At 27.5% G+C, this 19,632-nt stretch carries 18 protein-coding genes; 2 read left to right on the top strand and 16 right to left on the bottom strand.

What is annotated here, in order from left to right:
• The first annotated feature begins 368 nt into the window (after positions 1-368).
• Positions 369-1,850, top strand: coding sequence for a Na+/H+ antiporter NhaC family protein (locus B2W91_RS01095; RefSeq protein WP_291578412.1), 1,482 nt, complete (start codon positions 369-371; stop codon positions 1,848-1,850).
• 102 nt (positions 1,851-1,952) lie between these two features.
• Here the strand turns inward: B2W91_RS01095 and B2W91_RS01090 are convergent, their stop codons facing one another.
• Entirely contained in the window at positions 1,953-2,828 is an 876-nt protein-coding gene (locus B2W91_RS01090) for an SDR family oxidoreductase (RefSeq protein WP_291578411.1), read from the bottom strand.
• A gap of 206 nt (positions 2,829-3,034) precedes the next feature.
• Between B2W91_RS01090 and pdaA the strand changes: the two genes are divergently transcribed.
• On the top strand, positions 3,035-4,033 hold the full coding sequence (pdaA, locus tag B2W91_RS01085; RefSeq protein WP_291578410.1) for a delta-lactam-biosynthetic de-N-acetylase: 999 nt from the start codon (positions 3,035-3,037) through the stop codon (positions 4,031-4,033).
• Positions 4,034-4,069: 36 nt separating this feature from the next.
• On the opposite strand, the gene B2W91_RS01080 is transcribed toward pdaA, so the two are convergent.
• The 15 genes from B2W91_RS01080 to B2W91_RS01010 form a co-directional block, all read right to left on the bottom strand.
• Positions 4,070-4,327, bottom strand: coding sequence for a DUF1292 domain-containing protein (locus B2W91_RS01080; RefSeq protein ID WP_291578409.1), 258 nt, complete (start codon positions 4,325-4,327; stop codon positions 4,070-4,072).
• Positions 4,328-4,383: 56 nt separating this feature from the next.
• A complete protein-coding gene (locus tag B2W91_RS01075) occupies positions 4,384-5,751 on the bottom strand; it encodes a CCA tRNA nucleotidyltransferase (RefSeq protein WP_291578408.1) in 1,368 nt (455 codons plus the stop codon).
• A 22-nt stretch (positions 5,752-5,773) separates the two neighbouring features.
• Positions 5,774-7,201: a cysteine--tRNA ligase gene (gene cysS, locus B2W91_RS01070; protein ID WP_291578407.1), complete on the bottom strand. Its 1,428-nt coding sequence runs from the start codon at positions 7,199-7,201 to the stop codon at positions 5,774-5,776.
• A gap of 275 nt (positions 7,202-7,476) precedes the next feature.
• Positions 7,477-8,496 carry a polysaccharide deacetylase family protein gene (locus B2W91_RS01065; RefSeq protein ID WP_291578406.1) on the bottom strand — a complete coding sequence of 340 codons (1,020 nt, stop codon included), beginning with the start codon at positions 8,494-8,496 and terminating at the stop codon, positions 7,477-7,479.
• A gap of 17 nt (positions 8,497-8,513) precedes the next feature.
• Complete coding sequence (locus B2W91_RS01060; protein ID WP_291578405.1) at positions 8,514-8,663, bottom strand: hypothetical protein; 150 nt, start codon at positions 8,661-8,663, stop codon at positions 8,514-8,516.
• 311 nt (positions 8,664-8,974) lie between these two features.
• The gene (locus tag B2W91_RS01055) at positions 8,975-9,145 is read right to left on the bottom strand and encodes a hypothetical protein (protein WP_291578404.1); all 171 of its coding nucleotides are present in this window, start codon (positions 9,143-9,145) and stop codon (positions 8,975-8,977) included.
• Positions 9,146-9,149: 4 nt separating this feature from the next.
• Positions 9,150-9,383, bottom strand: a complete 234-nt coding sequence (locus B2W91_RS01050; protein WP_291578403.1) for a DUF1292 domain-containing protein — start codon at positions 9,381-9,383, stop codon at positions 9,150-9,152.
• Between the two features lie 634 nt (positions 9,384-10,017).
• Positions 10,018-11,370: a replication-associated recombination protein A gene (locus B2W91_RS01045; RefSeq protein WP_291578402.1), complete on the bottom strand. Its 1,353-nt coding sequence runs from the start codon at positions 11,368-11,370 to the stop codon at positions 10,018-10,020.
• Entirely contained in the window at positions 11,367-12,440 is a 1,074-nt protein-coding gene (locus tag B2W91_RS01040) for a GIY-YIG nuclease family protein (RefSeq protein WP_291578401.1), read from the bottom strand. Before B2W91_RS01040 ends, B2W91_RS01045 begins: the two co-directional genes overlap by 4 nt.
• A gap of 120 nt (positions 12,441-12,560) precedes the next feature.
• Positions 12,561-13,745, bottom strand: a complete 1,185-nt coding sequence (locus B2W91_RS01035) for a glycosyltransferase family 4 protein (protein WP_291578400.1) — start codon at positions 13,743-13,745, stop codon at positions 12,561-12,563.
• A gap of 785 nt (positions 13,746-14,530) precedes the next feature.
• Entirely contained in the window at positions 14,531-15,799 is a 1,269-nt protein-coding gene (locus B2W91_RS01030; RefSeq protein WP_291578399.1) for a uracil-xanthine permease family protein, read from the bottom strand.
• Positions 15,800-16,000: 201 nt separating this feature from the next.
• Positions 16,001-16,321 (bottom strand): hypothetical protein, encoded by a 321-nt coding sequence (locus B2W91_RS01025; protein ID WP_291578398.1) that lies wholly within the window; start codon positions 16,319-16,321, stop codon positions 16,001-16,003.
• Between the two features lie 58 nt (positions 16,322-16,379).
• Positions 16,380-17,078, bottom strand: a complete 699-nt coding sequence (locus tag B2W91_RS01020) for an MgtC/SapB family protein (RefSeq protein WP_291578397.1) — start codon at positions 17,076-17,078, stop codon at positions 16,380-16,382.
• Positions 17,079-17,749: 671 nt separating this feature from the next.
• Positions 17,750-18,862, bottom strand: coding sequence for an Ldh family oxidoreductase (locus B2W91_RS01015; RefSeq protein WP_291578396.1), 1,113 nt, complete (start codon positions 18,860-18,862; stop codon positions 17,750-17,752).
• 24 nt (positions 18,863-18,886) lie between these two features.
• On the bottom strand, positions 18,887-19,591 hold the full coding sequence (locus tag B2W91_RS01010; RefSeq protein ID WP_291578395.1) for an Mpv17/PMP22 family protein: 705 nt from the start codon (positions 19,589-19,591) through the stop codon (positions 18,887-18,889).
• Between the last annotated feature and the right edge of the window lie 41 nt (positions 19,592-19,632).

The raw sequence follows: 19,632 nt of genomic DNA, 5'->3' as shown, positions 1-19,632 counted from the left end.
TTTTATAGAAAACTTATTTTCCAGAGTATGTATTAAGTTTTTACATTGTATCCCTATAATAAGATTACATCTGATTATTATTAATTTATAAAAGCATTAAGACTAAAAATTAGTTTTAATGCTTTCTTTTTGCTATTTTTATATTAATTATAGAAAAATATGTAAATTATTGGTTTTCTTTTTTCTATATTTTTATAATAAAATTAATATTCTAAAAACTTTTTATCTTAACCTTCAAAAAATATTGAATTTTCGACAAAAAGGCTTTATAATTTACATATAACTTAAAAAATGAAATTTATTATTCAATAAATCAATTACTTTTTTAAGTTAGTATTTTAACAAAAGTTTATCGGGGGTGATTTTTTATGTTAGCTTTATTAAAGCTTTCACCTGTCTTTGTAATGGCAGGACTTATGTTTTCCGGTATGGACGCATTATTAGCAGCTCCAATAGCAACTTTATACGCTTCAATTATTGTTGCTATTACCGAAAAATTAAAATTTAACGACATAGTTGACTGCGCTGTTGACAACGTTAAAACTATGCAATTAGTATTCTTTATACTTATGTTCGCTTATGCAATGGCAACAGTATTTATGTCAACTGGAGTTGGTGCTTCAATAGTTAATATGGCACTAACACTTGGATTAAATGCAAGAACAGTTGCTGTAACCGGTTTTCTGGTTACATGTGTACTATCCGTTGCCACAGGAACTTCCTGGGGTACCTTCGCAGCTTGTGCTCCAATATTCTTATGGCTATGCCATATCGTTGATGGAAGTATAGTATTAACTATAGCTGCAATTGCTGGTGGTTCATGTTTTGGTGATAATATCGGTCTTATCTCTGACACTACTGTTGTTAGCTCAGGTATTCAAAAAGTTGAAGTTATTGATAGAATAAAGCATCAAGGTGTTTGGTCAATAATTTGTTTAATTATTACTGCCATATTATTTTATGTTGTAAGCTTAATTATGAACTTACCAACAGAAGTTTCAAGCGCTTCTGCTGCAATCGATGCAATCCCTAAGGAAGTTTGGGATGTTTTAGGAGAAAAGAGTCCTTCTGCTGTAGATTTATTAAATCAAGTTAAAGAAGGAGTACCATATTATATGATTATCCCTCTAATACTAGTTATAGGTGCTGCTATTAAAGGTATACCAACACTTGCTTGTTTATCTGTTGGAATAATTTCATCTTTAGTACTAGGCCTATTTGCTGGAACCATTGAATCTCTAGGTGCCTTTTTAGAGTTAATAAAAGGTGGATTTGCCGATGCTGGTAGTTGGGTAATAGTTATGATGATGTGGGTAGGAGCTTTTGGTGGATTAATGTCAAAAATGAATGCTTTTGCACCTATATCAAAATTAGTTGTTAAAATATCTGGAAATGTAAGACAGCTTATGTTCTGGAACGGATGCCTTTCTATTTTAGGAAATGCTGCTCTTGCAGATGAAATGGCTCAAATAGTTACAATTGGACCAATCATCAAGGAACTAGTTGATGAAAATGTTGAGGGTGATGAGGAAGCAATGTATAAACTTCGTTTAAGAAATTCTACCTTCTCTGACGCACTTGGGGTTTTTGGTTCTCAATTAATTCCATGGCATGTGTACTTAAGTTTTTACGCAGGTATTGCTACTGCAGTATATCCGCTACATGAATTTCTGGTAACCGACATAATTAAGTATAATTTTATGGCTTTCGTAGCAGTAGGTTCATTACTATTACTTACTCTTACTGGGTTTGATAGATTTATACCAAAATTTGCCCTTCCAAAGGAGCCAGAGGTTAAACTTAAAGCAAGAAAGTTAAGATTATTAGAAAAAAAATCTACTCAAGCTTAATTTATTGAAAATTCAAAGCCTTCATAAAAATGAAGGCTTTTTAAAATTAACTTTTTTTTGAAGAATTATTATTTAAAATTGTTAATTAAATAATTATTGATTTTATCCATTTATTATTGTTCCACCGTTAACATGAATTACCTCCCCAGATACATAAGATGATAAATCACTAGCTAAATATAAATAAGCCCCTGCTAACTCTACTGGTTGACCTGACCTTTTACTTGGAGAATTGCTTCCAAATTGTCCTACTTCACTTTCATTAAAACTAGCTGGGATTAATGGAGTCCAAATTGGTCCTGGTGCCACCGCATTTACCCTAATTTGTTTATCTTGAAGAGATAATGCCATAGAACGAGTAAATGTTACAATTGCACCTTTTGTACAAGAATAATCAATTAAAGTCTTATGCCCTTCATAAGCAGTTATAGAAGTGGTATTAATTATATTTCCTCCTGGAAGCATATACTTTAGTGCTGCTTTAGTCATATAAAACATACTAAACAAATTAGTTTTAAAAGTTTTTTCTAATTGCTCTTTAGTTATATCTTCAATTTTTTGCTGCACATGTTGTTCTCCTGCATTATTTATTAGTATGTCTATTTTTTGAAATGACGTTATGGTTTCTTCAACTATATTATTACAAACATTTTCATCCCCTATGTCTCCTGGCAGCAGGATACACTGACCATTATATTTTTCAATTATTCTTTTTGTCTCCACTGCATCTTCTTCTTCATCTAAATAAGAAATTGCTATCTTAGCCCCTTCTTTAGCAAATAACACAGAAATTGCTCTACCTATTCCACTATCTCCTCCTGTAATTAATACCACTTTATCTTTTAGTTTATTTGATGGTATGTAGCTTTCATCATCATATATAGGCAGTGGATTCATCAATGATTCAATACCAGGTTGTTTATTTTGATGTTGAGGTTGAAGCTTTTTAGGAAAATTATTAATAAAATTTATATCCATACTCTCTCTCCTTTCTATCAATTTTATTATGTTTATTTTTATATAATAATATTAAACCAAAAGTTGGTTAAATATTATTTGCATATATTATTATCTATTGCTTAAACTATAATAAGTGTTTTATTTAAATAAAATACTATATTTTTTAAATAAATATTCGTATTAAATAGTAAGGTTAATTTTATTTAGAGAAAGGAGATCATTATATGAGGAAAGTAAAAATTTTAACTTTATCTTTAGCTTTTGCACTAACACTATTGGGTTGTTTAAGTAATGAAAATATACAAGATAAGGCCTCTAAAATTAATGAAGAATCAGTAGTAACATCAACAAGTCCTATAGAGAAAAAAGATAATAAAGACGACTTAAAAAAGGAAAATAAAAATTTATCAGAAAAGGACAATAACAAGTCTCGTTCGGAAGTTGAAAAAAAAGAGGTAAATAATCCTACTGAAAATAATTCATCTTCCCCTGAGCAAGAAAACAAAACTAGCATAAATAAAATTGATACAAATTTAGATAATACCAAAATTAGTTGGTGGTATAAACCCAACAAAACCCATACAACTCCAGAAGTAAACAAGGATATAAAATTTGACTTAAACAAGTATGATGCACTATATGTAGGGAATACCGATGAAAAAGTTATATATTTAACTTTTGATGAAGGATATGAAAATGGTTATACTCCAAAAATATTAGATACATTAAAAGCTAATGATGTTAAAGCAATTTTCTTTGTTACTTCTCCATATGTTAAGGGCAATCCTGAGTTAATAAAAAGAATGGTAGATGAAGGTCATATTGTAGGTAATCATTCTAACACTCATCCATCTATGCCTACGGTGGCTGGAGATGAAACTAAATTTAATAACGAATTTAAAGATGTTGAAGATAAGTTTAAAGCTATTACTGGCCAAGATATACCTAAATTTTTTAGACCACCTATGGGAGAATACTCAGAAAAAACCTTAGCTATGACTAAAAATTTAGGATATAAGACTATATTTTGGAGCTTTGCTTATCATGATTGGGATGTAAATAATCAGCCTAATCCTAGTACTGCAAAACAAACTATGTTAAATAGTGTTCATAATGGCTGTATTATGTTAGTGCACGCTGTATCAAAGACAAACACCGAAATATTAGATGAGGTTATAAAAGAAATAAAAGCACAAGGATATGAATTTAAATTACTACCATAAAGCAAAAAACATCTAGGATCACTAGATGTTTTTCTTTTATTCATTCATTGTTTCATCAAATAATTTATCATACTCTTCTACTACAGCATTAAATTCTTCTTCACTCTCAACCATTTCATAAGTGTCTTTACCATCAACATTAACTATTTTATATATATAGGCATCTTCATCATTATCTGCTGGTGCTAATAACACATATCTCATATCATTTAAATTAATTTCTTCAACCACTTCTAGTTCTATTTTTTCATTAGTTTCAGCATCTAACACTGTTATTATTTTTTTATCTTCCATAATTATCTCCTTTCAAAGTAAAAATACATTCATATTATATACTATAATAGTATTATTTACAAATTATTCTGTGCATAAATTCTAGCTTCCTGTATCAGTATTTCTTTAGTATTTAAATTAGGTTTCTCAAGGGCTAATTCTAATAAATATTTAAGTAATATACCTATATTCTCTCCTTCAGCTATTCCTAGTGAAATCAAATCCTTTCCATTTATATTTATATCCTTAAGAGTTAAAGGTTCTTTACTATTAAGGATTTTATCACAAGTTCTTTTAAGTTTTAATATATCATCATATTTTCTATATTCAGGAGAAGAAGCTTTTCTATCAGCAATCATTAATCGAAATAAAATATCTAAATTTTCTTCACCTATTTCATTTATATATTTTTTTATTTTTATTGGCTTATCTATTTGAGGAATTTTCATATGGTTTTTTACTAATTTTGAAACTCTGTTAATTGTATTATTATCAAATTTTAACTTTTTAAGTATTTCTATTGTAAGTTTTTCTCCTACCAACTCATGACCATAAAAATGTCCCCTACCACTGTTATCAATAGTAAATGTACTAGGTTTACCTATATCATGTAATAATGTAGCTAATCTTAAATTAAAGTCATTATTAGTATTATCTAGAGCTACCATTACATGATTAAAAATATCTTTATCATGATACTTACTTCTTTGATTAAAGTCTACTAATTCTATTAATTCAGGTATTATATACTCCATAAGATTCAATTCTACTAGTTTTCTTATTCCTTTTGATGGAGTATCAGAAATTAGTATTTTCTTAAATTCTTCTCTAATTCTTTCTACACTAATATTTTTAAGCAATTTACTATTATTTATAATAGCCTCTTCTGTATGGTCATCTATAGAAAAATCTAACTGGCTACTAAATCTTATCGCTCTTAACATCCTTAATGCATCTTCCTGAAATCTTTCATTTCCATCTCCTACTGCTTTGATTTTTTCCCAATTTAAATCTTTTATACCATTAAAGCAATCTACTAAGCCTACTTTATAGTTATAAGCAAATGTATTAATAGTGAAATCCCTTCTCTTTAAGTCCTCTTCTAATTTACTAGTGTAATAAACTTTGGAAGGTCTTCTATTGTCTATATAATCTCCTTCTACTCTATAAGTAGTGATTTCATAAGGCATTTTATTTATAATTATCGTAACAGTACCATGCTGTATTCCTGTCTCTATTACCTTATATCCTAGTGAACTAAATAATTCTTTAGTTTGCTCTGGAGTAGAACTCGTAGTAATATCCCAATCTTTAGGCTCTAATCCTAATATACTATCTCGTATACATCCACCTACTGCAAATCCTTCATATCCACTTTTATATAACTTATCAATTATTAGTTCTACCTCTAAAGGTAATTTTATACTCATTTCCACCCATATCATCCCTTTGTTTAAACTTTTGTAATTATAGAGAAATATCCCACTCAGTACTATTTTTCCTATCTAAAATAAGTATCCCTTTATTTAATAGCTGTTTTTTTATTAAATCAGCATTTTCATAATCTTTCTCTTCTTTATATTTGCTTCTTTTTTCAATAAGAAAGTTAATCTCCTCTTCTGTTACTTTATTTTTTCCCAAATATTTGCTTTGTATTTCATTAATTACCTCTTTAGGATCATTTTGCAACAATCCTAAAACTCTATATACTCTTATTACAGTTTCTTTCATTAACTTTAATGCAGCAATATCCTTATTTTTATTAAGCATACCATTCATACTATGAAAATATTTAAATAAGTTTGAAATAGCAACCGCTGTGTTAAAATCATTTCTCATTGATTCCTTAAATTCATCCTCTATATTATAAGGAAGTTTAATTTTCTTTATAGTCTTCTCATATTTTAAATTATCAATTCCATTAAATATTTTATAGAAATTATATATATGTTTTTCTACTTCTTCAAATATACCGTCAACTATATTTAAATCTGATTTGTAATTATTTTGTAGTAAAACAAATCTTATTACATCCGAATTATAATTATCTAATAATTCTTTTATTGAGATTACATTTCCTAATGACTTACTCATCTTTTGGCCATTAAGCTTAACAAGTCCATTATGTATCCAATAATTCGAAAACTGCTTTCCTGTTAATGATTCTGACTGTGCAATTTCATTCTCATGATGTGGAAATATAAGATCTTTTCCTCCGCCATGAATATCAATTGTCTCTCCTAAATATTTCATGCTCATAGCTGAACATTCAATATGCCATCCTGGACGTCCCTTTCCCCATGGAGCTTCCCAGTAGATCTCACCAATTTTTGCACTTTTCCATAAAGCGAAGTCTTCATCCTCTCTCTTTCCCGGCTCAACTTCCTTTCTCACTCCGCTAATATTATCCTTAATTACTCTATTTGATAATTTTCCATACTGTGAATATTTATTTACAGAAAAAAATACATCTCCAAATTTTGTTACATATGCATAATCTTTTTTAATTAATTTCTCAATAAATTCTATGATTTCATTAATATTTTCAGTGGCTTTTGCCTGAATTGTTGCTCTATCATTTCCAAGCTTATCTAATTCCGAATCTATTTTCAATATTTGATTTTTAGCATATTCTTGTGGATCAATTCCTAGCTTTTTACCTTTGTCTATAATCTTATCATCAACGTCTGTATAATTTCTTACATAAATAACCTCATATCCCTCATATTCAAGATACTTTTTTATAACATCAAATATAACTGATTGATATGCGTGTCCTATGTGAGCATCTCCAGATACAGTTATACCACAAGCATACATTTTCACTTTACCTTCTTCTATTGGAGTAAACAACTCCTTTTTTCTGCTTAGTACATTATAAATATAGATTGACATATGTTATCCCCCTTTTAAACCTTCGATTATTTGTAGTATAACCTAATGAAGATTGAGGAACAAGCATATTTAAGCCTAATTGTCTAAAAGTTCCAAAACTTAAATTATATAATAGCAAATAAGCATTATTCGGCAAAATCTATTTATATAGTTCAAAAATAATATTGTAATTAATTACAGAAACTAAGCTAGCATTAAAATATACAAATATGTTTTACTTAAAATAAGTATAGTTGAATGTTAGCATTTTATATTATAGACATAGTATAAAATTATTAATAAACAGCTCTTAAAAATTGAATTGTATACTGTGATGGATCTAAGGAGCTAAACTCATATCCTTGGTTAATTAGCCCGTCAATTATATATGGTAACGCCTCTGCTGTAGTAGTTTTCATTATGTTATCATGCATTAATATTATTGCAGAGTTTATATCCTTAGAATTTTCTAATACAGAGTTTATTATATAATCTCTACTTGAAGCTATAGCTGTAGCATCATTAGAATCAATATTCCAATCAAAATAGGTATATTCACTAATAATTAAAAACTTACTTAAATCTGTCATAATATTATAGTGATAATTTTCACTTATGGTATTATTGCTTCCGCCAGGAAATCGTGCAATTTTCATTTCATAATTATATTTAGATTTTATTAACTTTTGAAGCTTGTCAAAATCTTCGATAAAACTGTTCATATCACTATAAACATAACTATAATCATGACTATAAGTATGATTACCTAATGTATGCCCTTCTTTTATCATTCTTTCATAAACTTTATGGGAAAATTCGTCTTCTCTCCCATTCACAAAAAATGTAGCTTTAATATCATATTTTTTTAGGGTATCTAATATCTCTATAGTATTTTTACTTGGGCCATCATCAAAGGTTAAATATGCTACTTTTTTATTAGGAATATTTGCTACATAATACTCAGTAATTTTATTACCGCTATAATTCTGTATGCTGCTTATTAACTCTTTTTGCTTTTCTTTTTTTTCAATTTGTTTCTTTTCCTCTATTTTTATCATTTCATCTAAAGAATTAATTTGCTCTTCTATTTTTTTAATTTCCTTATCAATACTATTCTCTATTCCTCTATACTCTTCAGTTTTTATATCAGCTGAGTATATCTTAGCATCTAATGTATTTATATTATTGCTATTTTGAAAAAGAATTTGATTTAATATATTTATTTTTTTATCCTTTTTAATACTATAAGATACCATAAATACTTCCGTTATAACTAATACTATTACTATAAGAGCTATATATGTTTTCTTTTTCATAATATATTTATACCTCATTAATTTCTTTGTAGAATTCTTAGTTGCTCTTCCTTTTCTATTAATATCTTATTCAATTTTTCATTTTTGGCTTTTTTATCATTTATTATTTTTGATAAATTTCCAATTTCTTCTTCCTTATAAAAGAACTCAGATGTTTTTTCATTCATAACTCTTTCAATATTACTGCTCTTATTTTCTAAAAAGCTTNNAAATATTTTTATAACTTATAGCTATTAGAGTAAAAATTATGATAAACGAAACTACTAGTATATTCATATCTAATTTCTTTTTCATATTTTATCTCCTTTAACTCTAATATTCTTTTTTTATTTTATGTATTACAAAATAATTTATTCTATAAATATAGAAAACCAAGTCTACATTTATATATTAATAATGAGACTTGGTTATGTTAATTAGATTCTTAAAAATAAACAAAGTAAATATTCAAGTTTAAAATCTATATATTACTTGTATACTAATGTGATACTTTATGTTTATCGAAGGCACTTTCATTTAATGCTGGCTCTTCAATAGTGGTTACAAATTGATTTTTGCTAACTTGATTCTGTGTCTTTACACCTTTTTTTAGATAATCTTTACTATTTTCTTTTTTAAATTCACTTCTATCTTTCATAGCATCCTCCATAAGCTTACTCTCCTTCATTATATTTTCTGAGAACTCTGTTAAATTCGTCGCCTGTACCTATTGAAGTATATTGTATTTCTTCCCCTAGTCTAGTCACTCTATAAGCATATGCTTCATTGGAATTTTTAGGTCCTGCAATAATGTATTCTTTATTATCCATCTTAATTAGATCAATTAATTCCATTTCCACATCATTGCCATGAGTATCTTGAATTTTAAATATTTCATTATGAGTCATTTTTACTCCTCCTCAATATTTACTTATATATAATTAAGATGTTCAATTATTCAAATTATATTACATAGACTTCATATTTTAATATATATAATTTTTAATTCCTATATAATGCCCTTATAATTTAAGCTTCTAAAAAGTTTATTTTAATTATAAATCCATTAAACTTTTTAACATATAGATAACTTCTTTTTATAGCATCATCTCATATGATAAAAATTTTAATAGATATATTTATATTTTATTGTTGACTTTTTTAAAATAAGAGTTTATAATATAGTGTAACAATAAAACAATATTGAAAAGGAGGAAATCAAATGAAAGATACAACTTTTATAATAACTGTAGATGTTATTGAAGAATGCCTAGAAGAAAGCATAGGTTAATAGACATCAAAGAATAATTTTTAAATTGGAATTGAAAATAGAAAATACTATACTATGTATTTTAAATTTACAAAATAACCCTAATGTATATTTTACTTAAAATTTTAAGTCATCGTGACTCAAGTCACGACTTTTCAATTCACAATTTATAAATGTAAGCAATTCTCTATTAAAATTGAGGATTTTTTTTATGCCCAAATTTAAGATTTTAATTATCATATTTATTTAATCATATAAAAAAATACAGCATCTTACTTATGCTGTACATTCTCTATCGATTTTAACCTTATAAGTCTCTCTTTCAACTTATTTTCATACCCCATTTGAGTTGGCCTATAATATTTTCTATCCTTTATTTTATCTGGTAGATATTGTTGCTTAACATAATGATTATTATAATCATGAGGATAAAGATATTTATCAGAATTACTATATAATCTCTCTGCTCCACTATAGCCTTTTTCTCTTAAAGCTAAGGGTACTTCTCCAATTTCTCCATGTTCTACATCTTTAAGAGCTTCATTTATTGCTAAGTAAGCTGCATTACTTTTTGGTGCAGAAGCTATATAGGTTACCGCTTGAGATAATATGATTCTAGCTTCCGGCATTCCTATAACTTTAACTGAGTCCATTGCAGCTTTTGCTACTAATAGCGCATAAGGATCTGCATTTCCTACATCTTCTGAAGCAGCTATTAAAATCCTTCGAGCAATAAACTCTATATCTTCACCGGCATATAACATTCTAGCGAGATAATGCACTGCTGCATCAGGATCAGACCCTCTCATACTTTTAATAAAAGCAGATATAATATCATAATGATTATCACTATTTTTATCATAGGTAATATGTTTTCGTTGAATGCATTCTTCAATAACATCTAAATCAATATTTATTATTCCATCACTATCTTTATTGGTAGTGAGAACTGCTAATTCTAATGCATTTAATGCTCTTCTGCCATCACCATTAGATGTAATACATAAAAACTCCATTGCACCTTTAGTTAAATTAATCTTTATATTACCATAACCATTATCTTTATCTTCTAATGTTTTTAATATTAATTTTTCTATATGCTTTTCATTTAATGTTTCTAACTGAAAGACCATAGATCTAGATAATAAGGCTTTATTTACTTCAAAAAAAGGATTCTCTGTAGTAGCACCAATTAAAATTACCACTCCTTTTTCCACATGAGGAAGGAGTGCATCTTGCTGACTTTTATTAAATCTATGTATTTCATCAATAAATAGTATTGTCTTCTTATTGTACATTTTTAGATTATCTAGTGCAAAATCTATTATCTCCCTTAGTTCTTTAAGATTACTTGTAACTGCATTTATAGATTTAAAATTAGCTTTCGTACTACTAGCAATTACTGTAGCTAAACTTGTTTTCCCCGTTCCTGGAGGCCCGTATAATATTAAAGAAGTAAACCTATCTGATTGAATGGCTCTATAAAGTAATTTTCCAGGAGCTAAAATATGTTCTTGTCCAATGTATTCCCCTAAGGTTTTAGGCTTCATTCTCTCTGCTAAAGGTGCGGAAGAATCATTATTTCTATTATCCATATCAAATAAGCTTATATTTTCAAAGGTCATAGTATCACCCTACCTTTTTTATGAATGGTTTTTTTTATAAATTCTTTTATTTCAATTGTAAATTTTTTTTCATCTATGATATCATCTTTTACTTCAAAATAATCAATGTGATTGTTTTTTAAATAAGAGTTTATTATCATGACTTCATCTATAACTTCTTTTAAATCTATATTATCTAATTCTCTATTTCCAGTATTAAATAAACTAAAGATCATTTTTGTCATAAAACTTATGTTGATATCATTCACCAAATATTTCTCTTTATATAATATATCGTTATTATATAGACAAAATATCTTTATACGATTCTCATCAATATGTTCAATAGCAACTAGCCTTCTATTACTGTTTAATAGAACTAAATTATATAAGTCTTGTTTTAAATATCTAACTCTACCTAAATCATCTCTTATTTTTGCTGCTAGCTCAAAGTTTAATTCAAGTACTGAACTTTCCATTAAAGCATTAAATCTTTCTATTAATTTATCATCTTTAAGAGATAGATAATTTATTATAACTTTTATTTCTTCCATATACTTATTTCTAATATCTTTATCTATGCAAGCCCCTAAACAAAGATTTAAATTATAATTTAAGCAAGCAGATTTAGATATACTACTGCACTTTCGTATTTTAGTTATATCTATTATGCTATTAACTGCTTGATAAGTTGCATTAAAGTTAGTAAAAGGTCCATAATATAAATCCCCATCATCATATTTTTCATAGCATAAAACTACTCTAGGAAACTCTTCTTTAACAGTTATTTTTATATAGGGATATCTTTCATTATTCTTTAATAATTTATTGTAAGTTGGTTTATATGTTCTAATTAATTTACATTCTAATAGTAAAGCCTCTAATTCTGTATCTGTAGTTATATATTCAAAATCATGAATATTTTTCACAAGCTTTTGAACTTTGCTACTCTTATGATTCTTATTTCCAAAGTAACTAGATACTCTCCTCTTTAAATTTTTAGATTTTCCAACATATATAACTATATTTGAGCTATCTTTCATCAAATATACACCTGGACATTCCTTTAAATTTTTAACTTTTTGCTTCACTATTATTCCTCCAGAAATCAACATATCTCTAATATATTTATAAATTTTAGATTCTCCATAAATCATATCAAAAATATATACATAATAAAAGACTATAAGAGATTATAATCCCTCATAGTCTTATCTAGCTGCCAATAGATCTATATCAACTGATTGTCCATAAACTTCTTTATATAGTTCATAAACTCTTATTCCAAATAATTCACTTGAATATTCATAGGATTTACTCAAAGCATTTGAAGAAAACTTTTTCCTTAAATCATCATCCTTTAAAAGGTTAAGAATTAAAGATACAAAATCTTTTCCCCTATTATAAGTATATCCATTATAACCATCTATAACTACTTCTTCTATACATTGATCATATCTACATACTACAGGAGTTCCACAACTTAATGCTTCTATATATGTCAATCCCTGAGTTTCACTAGTAGATGCAGTAACAAACATATCAGAAATTTTATAATATTTATATACATCCTCTGGTTTTACCATGCCAGTGAAAATTATATTATCCAAAAGGTTTAAATTAGTAGCTTCTTCTTTCAATACATCTAGATAAGGCCCGCCACCTACTATTAAAAGCTTGGCCCTTTTTTCTTCTTCAATTATATACTTAAAATTTTCAATAATTTCTTCTATATTTTTTTCTTGAGCTATTCTTCCTATATAAGCAAGTACCTTATCTTCTTTATTTATACCAATGCTTTCTCTTAAGTTGATTCTTTCATATTCATTAAAATCTACCATAAAGCGAGACAAATTAATTCCTGTTGGTATAACTTTAATTGGTGCATCTACTCCATAACCAATTAAAGCATTCTTTGTTTTATCTGTTGGAGCAATTACTATATTTACTTTTTCCAATAACATTTTTATTATTTTAGCTGCTCTCTCTTTATTTATTACCTTTCCCTTCAAAAAATATGAAAGATAATCCTCATACATTGTATGATATGTGTGAACTAATGGTATACCTAAAGCTTTAGTTATTTTTCTAGCAATAATCATTGTAGAAAATTCAGACTGTGAATGTATAATATCTGGTTTCCAATCAATAATTTCTTTTATAAGATTATTACTAGTTATAGAAAATGTAACTCTTCTAGCTTCAGGATAAACCCATATTGGCTTTGATTTTAAATAATATACATCTCCATCTATATACGTTTCACCATTATTTGATAGAGTTATTATTTTTACATCATTTCCTTGTGATTTTAATTCTTTATATAAATTTATAGTTGATGTTACAACTCCATTAACTACTGGTGTAAATGTATCTGTTGTTATTAATATCTTCATAAATTAATACCTCCATCTCTAGAAGATATCTTAATTATAAGCTTGCATTATTAGTTATCACTTATAGATTTATTAAAAATATATTAGAAATAAATTGCAAAAATATATGATTCCTAGCTTTATAATAAAGTAAATATCGATACCTAACTACATTTACTTTATTATAAAGCTAACTATTAATGCTACTTATCATACTTTATTATACTACAAAATAAAGTAAATGATAGCTTTTCAATATTAAGAAAATAAATAAAGCTTCTATAAAATTATCGCCCTATTCTTCTCTATCTTCAAATATATATAAGAGTATAAAATCCTAATATGCTTTTTAATTTTTGCAGCACTATAGGGTTTCTTAATGAAAAATTAAAAATGAAAGATGAAGAATTATGGTNNATTATTAATCTTTAATTTTTAAGAGATTAAACTGTTTCTATAGAAAACTTATTTTCCAGAGTATATATTAAGTTTTTACATTGTATCCCTATATGTCCTCCTCCAACTATTAATAATTTACTTTTAAGAATAAAAATCTTAATTATATATATCTATATTTCCTCCACAAACCATATTTAATGCATCTTTTTCTTCTGTTAGTAAAAAATATAGCTTCCATTTTTATCGTATAATACCTTATTATAACATAATATTTATTGATAAAGATAAGATTATAGTCGATAATCAGAAATTATAGTGAAAACTTCCGATTCCTACACTCTGCTGAAATTTAAAAAGATGTGCTAAATCTTTAGCACATCTTAATATACTTCCATTCTATTTCTTTTCTATTTTATTTCTTTTCTATTTATTATTGCATTTAATATTACTCCAGTGATTGCAGCTAAACTGACTCCAGAAATTTTAACAGTTTCTGTTACAGATATGCCTAAAGTAAATCCAAATTTTTTCTCAATTATCCCTGTGCCAATACCTAGTATTAATATAACAGTCATGATTATTATATTTTTAATATTGAATTTAACTTTTTCACTTTTAATAGTTTTTACTCCAATTAATGCTATCATACTAAAAAGCATTAAACTTATTCCACCCATTACCGGTGCAGGTATTGACTGTAGGAATCCTCCTATTTTAGCTACTACACCAAGAACTATTGCTAACATTGCAGTTAATCTAATTATTGATGGATCATAATTTTTAGTTATTGCTAATACACCTGTATTTTCTCCATAAGTTGTGTTAGCCGGTCCTCCTATAAATGCTGAAAACATTGTTGCAAGTCCATCACCTAATAAAGTTCTATTTAGTCCTGGATCTTCTATAAAATTCTTTCCAACCACTTGGCCATTTGTAGTAATATCTCCAACATGCTCCATTAATACCGCTAAAACTACTGGTGCTATAACAGCTATTGATGAAAAATCAAATTTAGGTAATGTAAAGTTTGGTATTGAAAACAATGGTGCTTCTGATATTAAAGAAGTGTCTACCATACCAATTTTTAGTGCTAGTAAATATCCTATAGTTACTGCTAGCAAAATTGATAATTGTTTTATAAATCCTTTACCAAATAGTGTTATAATAAGTGCTATTGATAAAGTAATTGCTGCTACTATTAAATTTCCTGATGCCATATCGTAAGCAGTTGGTATTAAATTTAATCCTATAGCTATTATCATTGGACCAACTACTTGCGCTGGTAAAAATTTTTTTATATTGTTTACTCCTACTTTACGAACAAACAATGAAGCAATTACATATACAAGTCCTGCTATCACTATACCGCCTTGAGCATATCTAAGGTCACCATTGTGTAGTTCTGTCACTGATATAATAACTGGAATGAATGCAAAAGATGAACCTAAAAATACCGGAACTTTTCCTTTGGTACATAGATGGAATATAAGTGTTCCACACCCTGCTGCAATTAATGCAATAGATGGATCAAATCCTGTAAGTATAGGAACTAGCACTGTAGCACCAAACATGGCTATTAAATGTTGAAATGCTAGCACAAGTCTTTGTGCTGACTGAAGTAACGATTTGTTTTCTTTACTGTTAACATCTGATTTAGTAATAACATTTTGTGACATAAAAAAACCTCCTTAATTTTGACAAGGAGAAATTAACTTTCTCCCTTTTCAGCCTCTCTGAACTGATTTAAAGGTAATACATAATAAAAAAACTTCTTGCTACTGCAAGAAGTTATAATATACCTGTAAAAATAACTATACTTTTAATCTTGCAGCCTCTCTGGACCGTATTAAAGATTATTCACTTTGATAAGAATTATATCACTTTTTATCCTGTCTTACAAGTATTAAATTATTAAATTTTACTGTTCTACTCATAATTTTTAATATATCTTTATAAACTTTTTCATTATTAACCTTTACAACTTCTCCTTTAGCAACTCGTTCCACTATTTTTTCTAGTTTTTCCGGAGGATTAACTTTTCTTAATGGGTCATTTCTCCATATAATTAGGCTTTCACACTCCTCAATTGTTAATATTTTCCTTTCTTTGTCCTCATGTCTCTTTAAAGTTATAACTATGATGTACAGTGAAACTATAAGTACAATTAAAGAAATACTGTCAATTATAATATAATTCATAAAAACTCTCCTTATCCAAAACTAATCCTTATTATTCTTAACGCTATTAAAAAGTTATTTATATAATTCTTATTTCTACAAATTCTTTAAAAGCGCTAAGTTCAGCTATAAGATTTAGAATATTGATATATGGTGGAATTAAAACATAGTATATGCAGTATTCTGTGTTTTTATTACACTCTTCCTTATATTTACATTCCACATCTAAAATTTCTATATCTTTATCTGCTAAAACTTTGTATAATGCTGACATCGCAGCTTCTCTATCTATATATTTTACTTCTATTTTAATTTTTATTGTTTTATCAATGCACTTTTTTTCTATTTTTTCAAAACTTACCAATACTAAAAATACAACTATAGATGATACTATGCTTAAGAAATAATATCCCATGCCTATAGCTAATCCAATACAAGCTACAATCCAAATAGAAGCAGCAGTTGTAAGTCCTTTTACTGATCCTTTCTCATGTATTATTGTTCCAGCACCTAAGAATCCTACACCGGTAATAACCTGTGCACCTAATCTAGCTAAATCTACTTTTAGAACATCTTTTAAGACTATATTGCTACTTATAATATTTATAGCATCCTGGGAGATTAGTATTTGTATCATAGAAATTATGGCAGCACCAATGCATACTAGAGAATGAGTCCTAAGTCCTGCAGGTCTATGTTTATACTCTCTTTCATATCCAATGACTCCACCTACAAACATGGCTACTAATAATCTTATTATTATTTCGTATTTTTCCATTAAAACACATCCCTATAATTAATAAAAAATATATAAACATAACAATTCAAAAAAATAATATGTGCATTAATTATTATTCTTTTACTTCTCTAATTAAGTTATTCAATAATGATGTACAATTTAAAGCCATTTCTTCCTTATATAATTAAGAATTGAACATAATTTAGAGAAGCCTTTAATGGATTTCTTTTTTGAATTCACACAGCAACTTATATATAAGCTAACAATACAATTACTAGCGAGAAAATCAATTAACGAAATTAGTTTGATTAAAATTAATTTCAACTATAACTGTATATTTTGCATTATGGGCTAAAATACTTAAGAAACAATTATATCAATGCACACATTAAATTTGTAAGCAGTATATCTATAATATGTATATTTTATTATATTGGTGACTAAAATTTTGGAGTTTAAAATAAAATAGCTATTTAAAATATAAAAGCAGCTAATTAAGTAAAAATTTTAAACTTAATTAATGTTATTTTGACTTATGTTTTAGATTAAAAGTAGTATCAAGCATCTACGTAGAACATGCTTTCATACATTTACCGCAACAAATACATTCTCTGAACTATTAGAACTTTCATAGACTTATGTTCAAATTTACGTAAATTTAATACAAAAGAGAAGGATACGCAATAAGCATATCCTTCTCCATATTAATTTTATTCAAAAGAAAATTTATAATTATTTAATCCTAATTCTTTTTTTAGTATCAAAATATCCTGCTGTAATGCTTTATTTACAGGTACCCCTTTATCTTTTCTATAAAGCCAAGCCTCATACTCTTTTTCTCCAGCAGTATAAATTCTTTCCATTCCAGGAGCTTTTTTAGAATCTCTGAGTGCTCTTAATATTTCTCCTGTTGTAGATTTGAAACTATTGAGCTCTGTAAAAGCTTCTATATTTATTGCCATAAAGAAATGCCCTAATCTATATGGAACTTTCTTGCCATCTTCAAAGCCATTTAATGCTTTTAGAAAAGCTCCTCCTTGAAGTGCTGCAGATAATATTTCAACTACTGTAGCATAACCATATCCCTTATATCCTCCAGTTTCTTCTCCAATACCTCCTAATGGGGTAAGAGCTGCCTTTCCAATTGTTAAATCTTTTAAAATCTGATGAGTATCTACACGAGTATTTCCCTCTTCATCTATTACCCATCCTTCAGGTAATTCTTTGTTTTCTCTATCATAAACTTCAATTTTGCCTCTTTGACTAGTAGATGTTGCACAGTCTAATACAAAAGGAAACTGCTCATCTGTAGGAATTCCAAAAGTTAGTGGATTAGTACCTAGCATATTTTCCACTCCAAAAGTTGGAGCAATAGATGGTCTAGCATTAGTTCCTGTAACACCTATCATACCTTGCTCTGTAGCCAGCGTTGCATAATAACCAGCTATTCCATAATGAGAAGAGTTTTTTACAGCTACCATTCCCATGCCATAGACCTTAGCTTTTTCTATTGCCATTTCCATGGCTTTTTGCCCTATAACATGCCCAAGTCCATTATTACCATCTATCACTGCAGTAGTTGGCGTTTCTTTAATAATATCAATTTTAGTATTTACTTCTAAAATTCCATCTTTTATTCGATCGTAATAAATTGGTTTTAATCTGCCTATACCATGAGAATCAATTCCTCTTTTATCAGATGTAATAAGTACTTCAGCACAAATTTTTGCATGTTCTTCTGGCACACCTACTGCCTTAAAAACATCTACCATAAAATTTTCTAAATAATTAAAATCTATCCAATACACTTGTTCATTTTCCATAATTTCTTCACCTTCTTAAATAAATCATCTTGCAATAGATTTGTGGGAAATAGTATTTTTTTTAGGTTTAGATAAAGCCAAAATGGTTCCTAAAACCATAGAAAGAATTGCTGCCGTTAATACCCTATATTGTGTTGGCAATAAAAAAGTAATAGTATGAGCAGGAATCCAAAAAATTGGAATGGTCTTTAAAACAACGAAATTTAAATATCTATACCAATCTATATTATTAACTACCTCTTTTAATTTTACTTTTTTTATTTTATTTAGTTTACCATTACCGAGTTCAATATAAGTATCAGTAATTCTATGAAATGCCATAAAAGTTGGTGCAAAAACTATATTCATAAATGCACTTGTAAAAAATGCAAATAAAACTTTATAAATAGTTGATTCTTTTTGAGCTGAAGGAAGTAAACCTGAATCCATCACTCCTACTACTCCTTTAGCAAAAATATCAAAAACAACAGTGAACGCCATTCCTATAAATCCCCATACAATAAATTTATATACTATTCCTATAGGCTTTTCATAATTTCCTTTTATTATTCTAAGCGCTAAAATTTCACCTAAGGTAGCTAATATAGATACTTTTAAGAATCCTATAATATATGGATGAGATTTTGCTAAAATAGTTAAACTATTGGTATCTTCACCGTTTAGTAATTGAAATAATAAAAATATTACTAGTCCAACTGTAATCCCCCAAATAATATCTCCTTTTTTCATAATTATTCCCCCTATTATTTATTTCGATCTGTTAACTTATA

The sequence above is a fragment of the Clostridium sp. UBA6640 genome, from assembly GCF_002455975.1.
Lineage (GTDB): Bacteria > Bacillota > Clostridia > Clostridiales > Clostridiaceae > Clostridium_J.
Note: the sequence above shows the minus strand (reverse complement) of the source record. Positions and strands in the feature narration are given on the sequence as shown.

What these genes read in the sequence shown, in the direction of transcription:
- B2W91_RS01065 (WP_291578406.1), bottom strand. Translation starts at nt 8,496, where the DNA reads ATGAAAAAGAAAACATATATAGCTCTTATAGTAATAGTATTAGTTATA.
- B2W91_RS01050 (WP_291578403.1), bottom strand. Translation starts at nt 9,383, where the DNA reads ATGACTCATAATGAAATATTTAAAATTCAAGATACTCATGGCAATGAT.
- cysS (WP_291578407.1), bottom strand. Translation starts at nt 7,201, where the DNA reads ATGTCAATCTATATTTATAATGTACTAAGCAGAAAAAAGGAGTTGTTT.
- B2W91_RS01030 (WP_291578399.1), bottom strand. Translation starts at nt 15,799, where the DNA reads ATGTCACAAAATGTTATTACTAAATCAGATGTTAACAGTAAAGAAAAC.
- B2W91_RS01060 (WP_291578405.1), bottom strand. Translation starts at nt 8,663, where the DNA reads ATGAATGAAAAAACATCTGAGTTCTTTTATAAGGAAGAAGAAATTGGA.
- B2W91_RS01090 (WP_291578411.1), bottom strand. Translation starts at nt 2,828, where the DNA reads ATGGATATAAATTTTATTAATAATTTTCCTAAAAAGCTTCAACCTCAA.
- B2W91_RS01015 (WP_291578396.1), bottom strand. Translation starts at nt 18,862, where the DNA reads ATGGAAAATGAACAAGTGTATTGGATAGATTTTAATTATTTAGAAAAT.
- B2W91_RS01010 (WP_291578395.1), bottom strand. Translation starts at nt 19,591, where the DNA reads ATGAAAAAAGGAGATATTATTTGGGGGATTACAGTTGGACTAGTAATA.
- B2W91_RS01080 (WP_291578409.1), bottom strand. Translation starts at nt 4,327, where the DNA reads ATGGAAGATAAAAAAATAATAACAGTGTTAGATGCTGAAACTAATGAA.
- B2W91_RS01025 (WP_291578398.1), bottom strand. Translation starts at nt 16,321, where the DNA reads ATGAATTATATTATAATTGACAGTATTTCTTTAATTGTACTTATAGTT.
- B2W91_RS01035 (WP_291578400.1), bottom strand. Translation starts at nt 13,745, where the DNA reads ATGAAGATATTAATAACAACAGATACATTTACACCAGTAGTTAATGGA.
- B2W91_RS01020 (WP_291578397.1), bottom strand. Translation starts at nt 17,078, where the DNA reads ATGGAAAAATACGAAATAATAATAAGATTATTAGTAGCCATGTTTGTA.
- pdaA (WP_291578410.1), top strand. Translation starts at nt 3,035, where the DNA reads ATGAGGAAAGTAAAAATTTTAACTTTATCTTTAGCTTTTGCACTAACA.
- B2W91_RS01075 (WP_291578408.1), bottom strand. Translation starts at nt 5,751, where the DNA reads ATGATATGGGTGGAAATGAGTATAAAATTACCTTTAGAGGTAGAACTA.
- B2W91_RS01045 (WP_291578402.1), bottom strand. Translation starts at nt 11,370, where the DNA reads ATGACCTTTGAAAATATAAGCTTATTTGATATGGATAATAGAAATAAT.
- B2W91_RS01055 (WP_291578404.1), bottom strand. Translation starts at nt 9,145, where the DNA reads ATGGAGGATGCTATGAAAGATAGAAGTGAATTTAAAAAAGAAAATAGT.
- B2W91_RS01095 (WP_291578412.1), top strand. Translation starts at nt 369, where the DNA reads ATGTTAGCTTTATTAAAGCTTTCACCTGTCTTTGTAATGGCAGGACTT.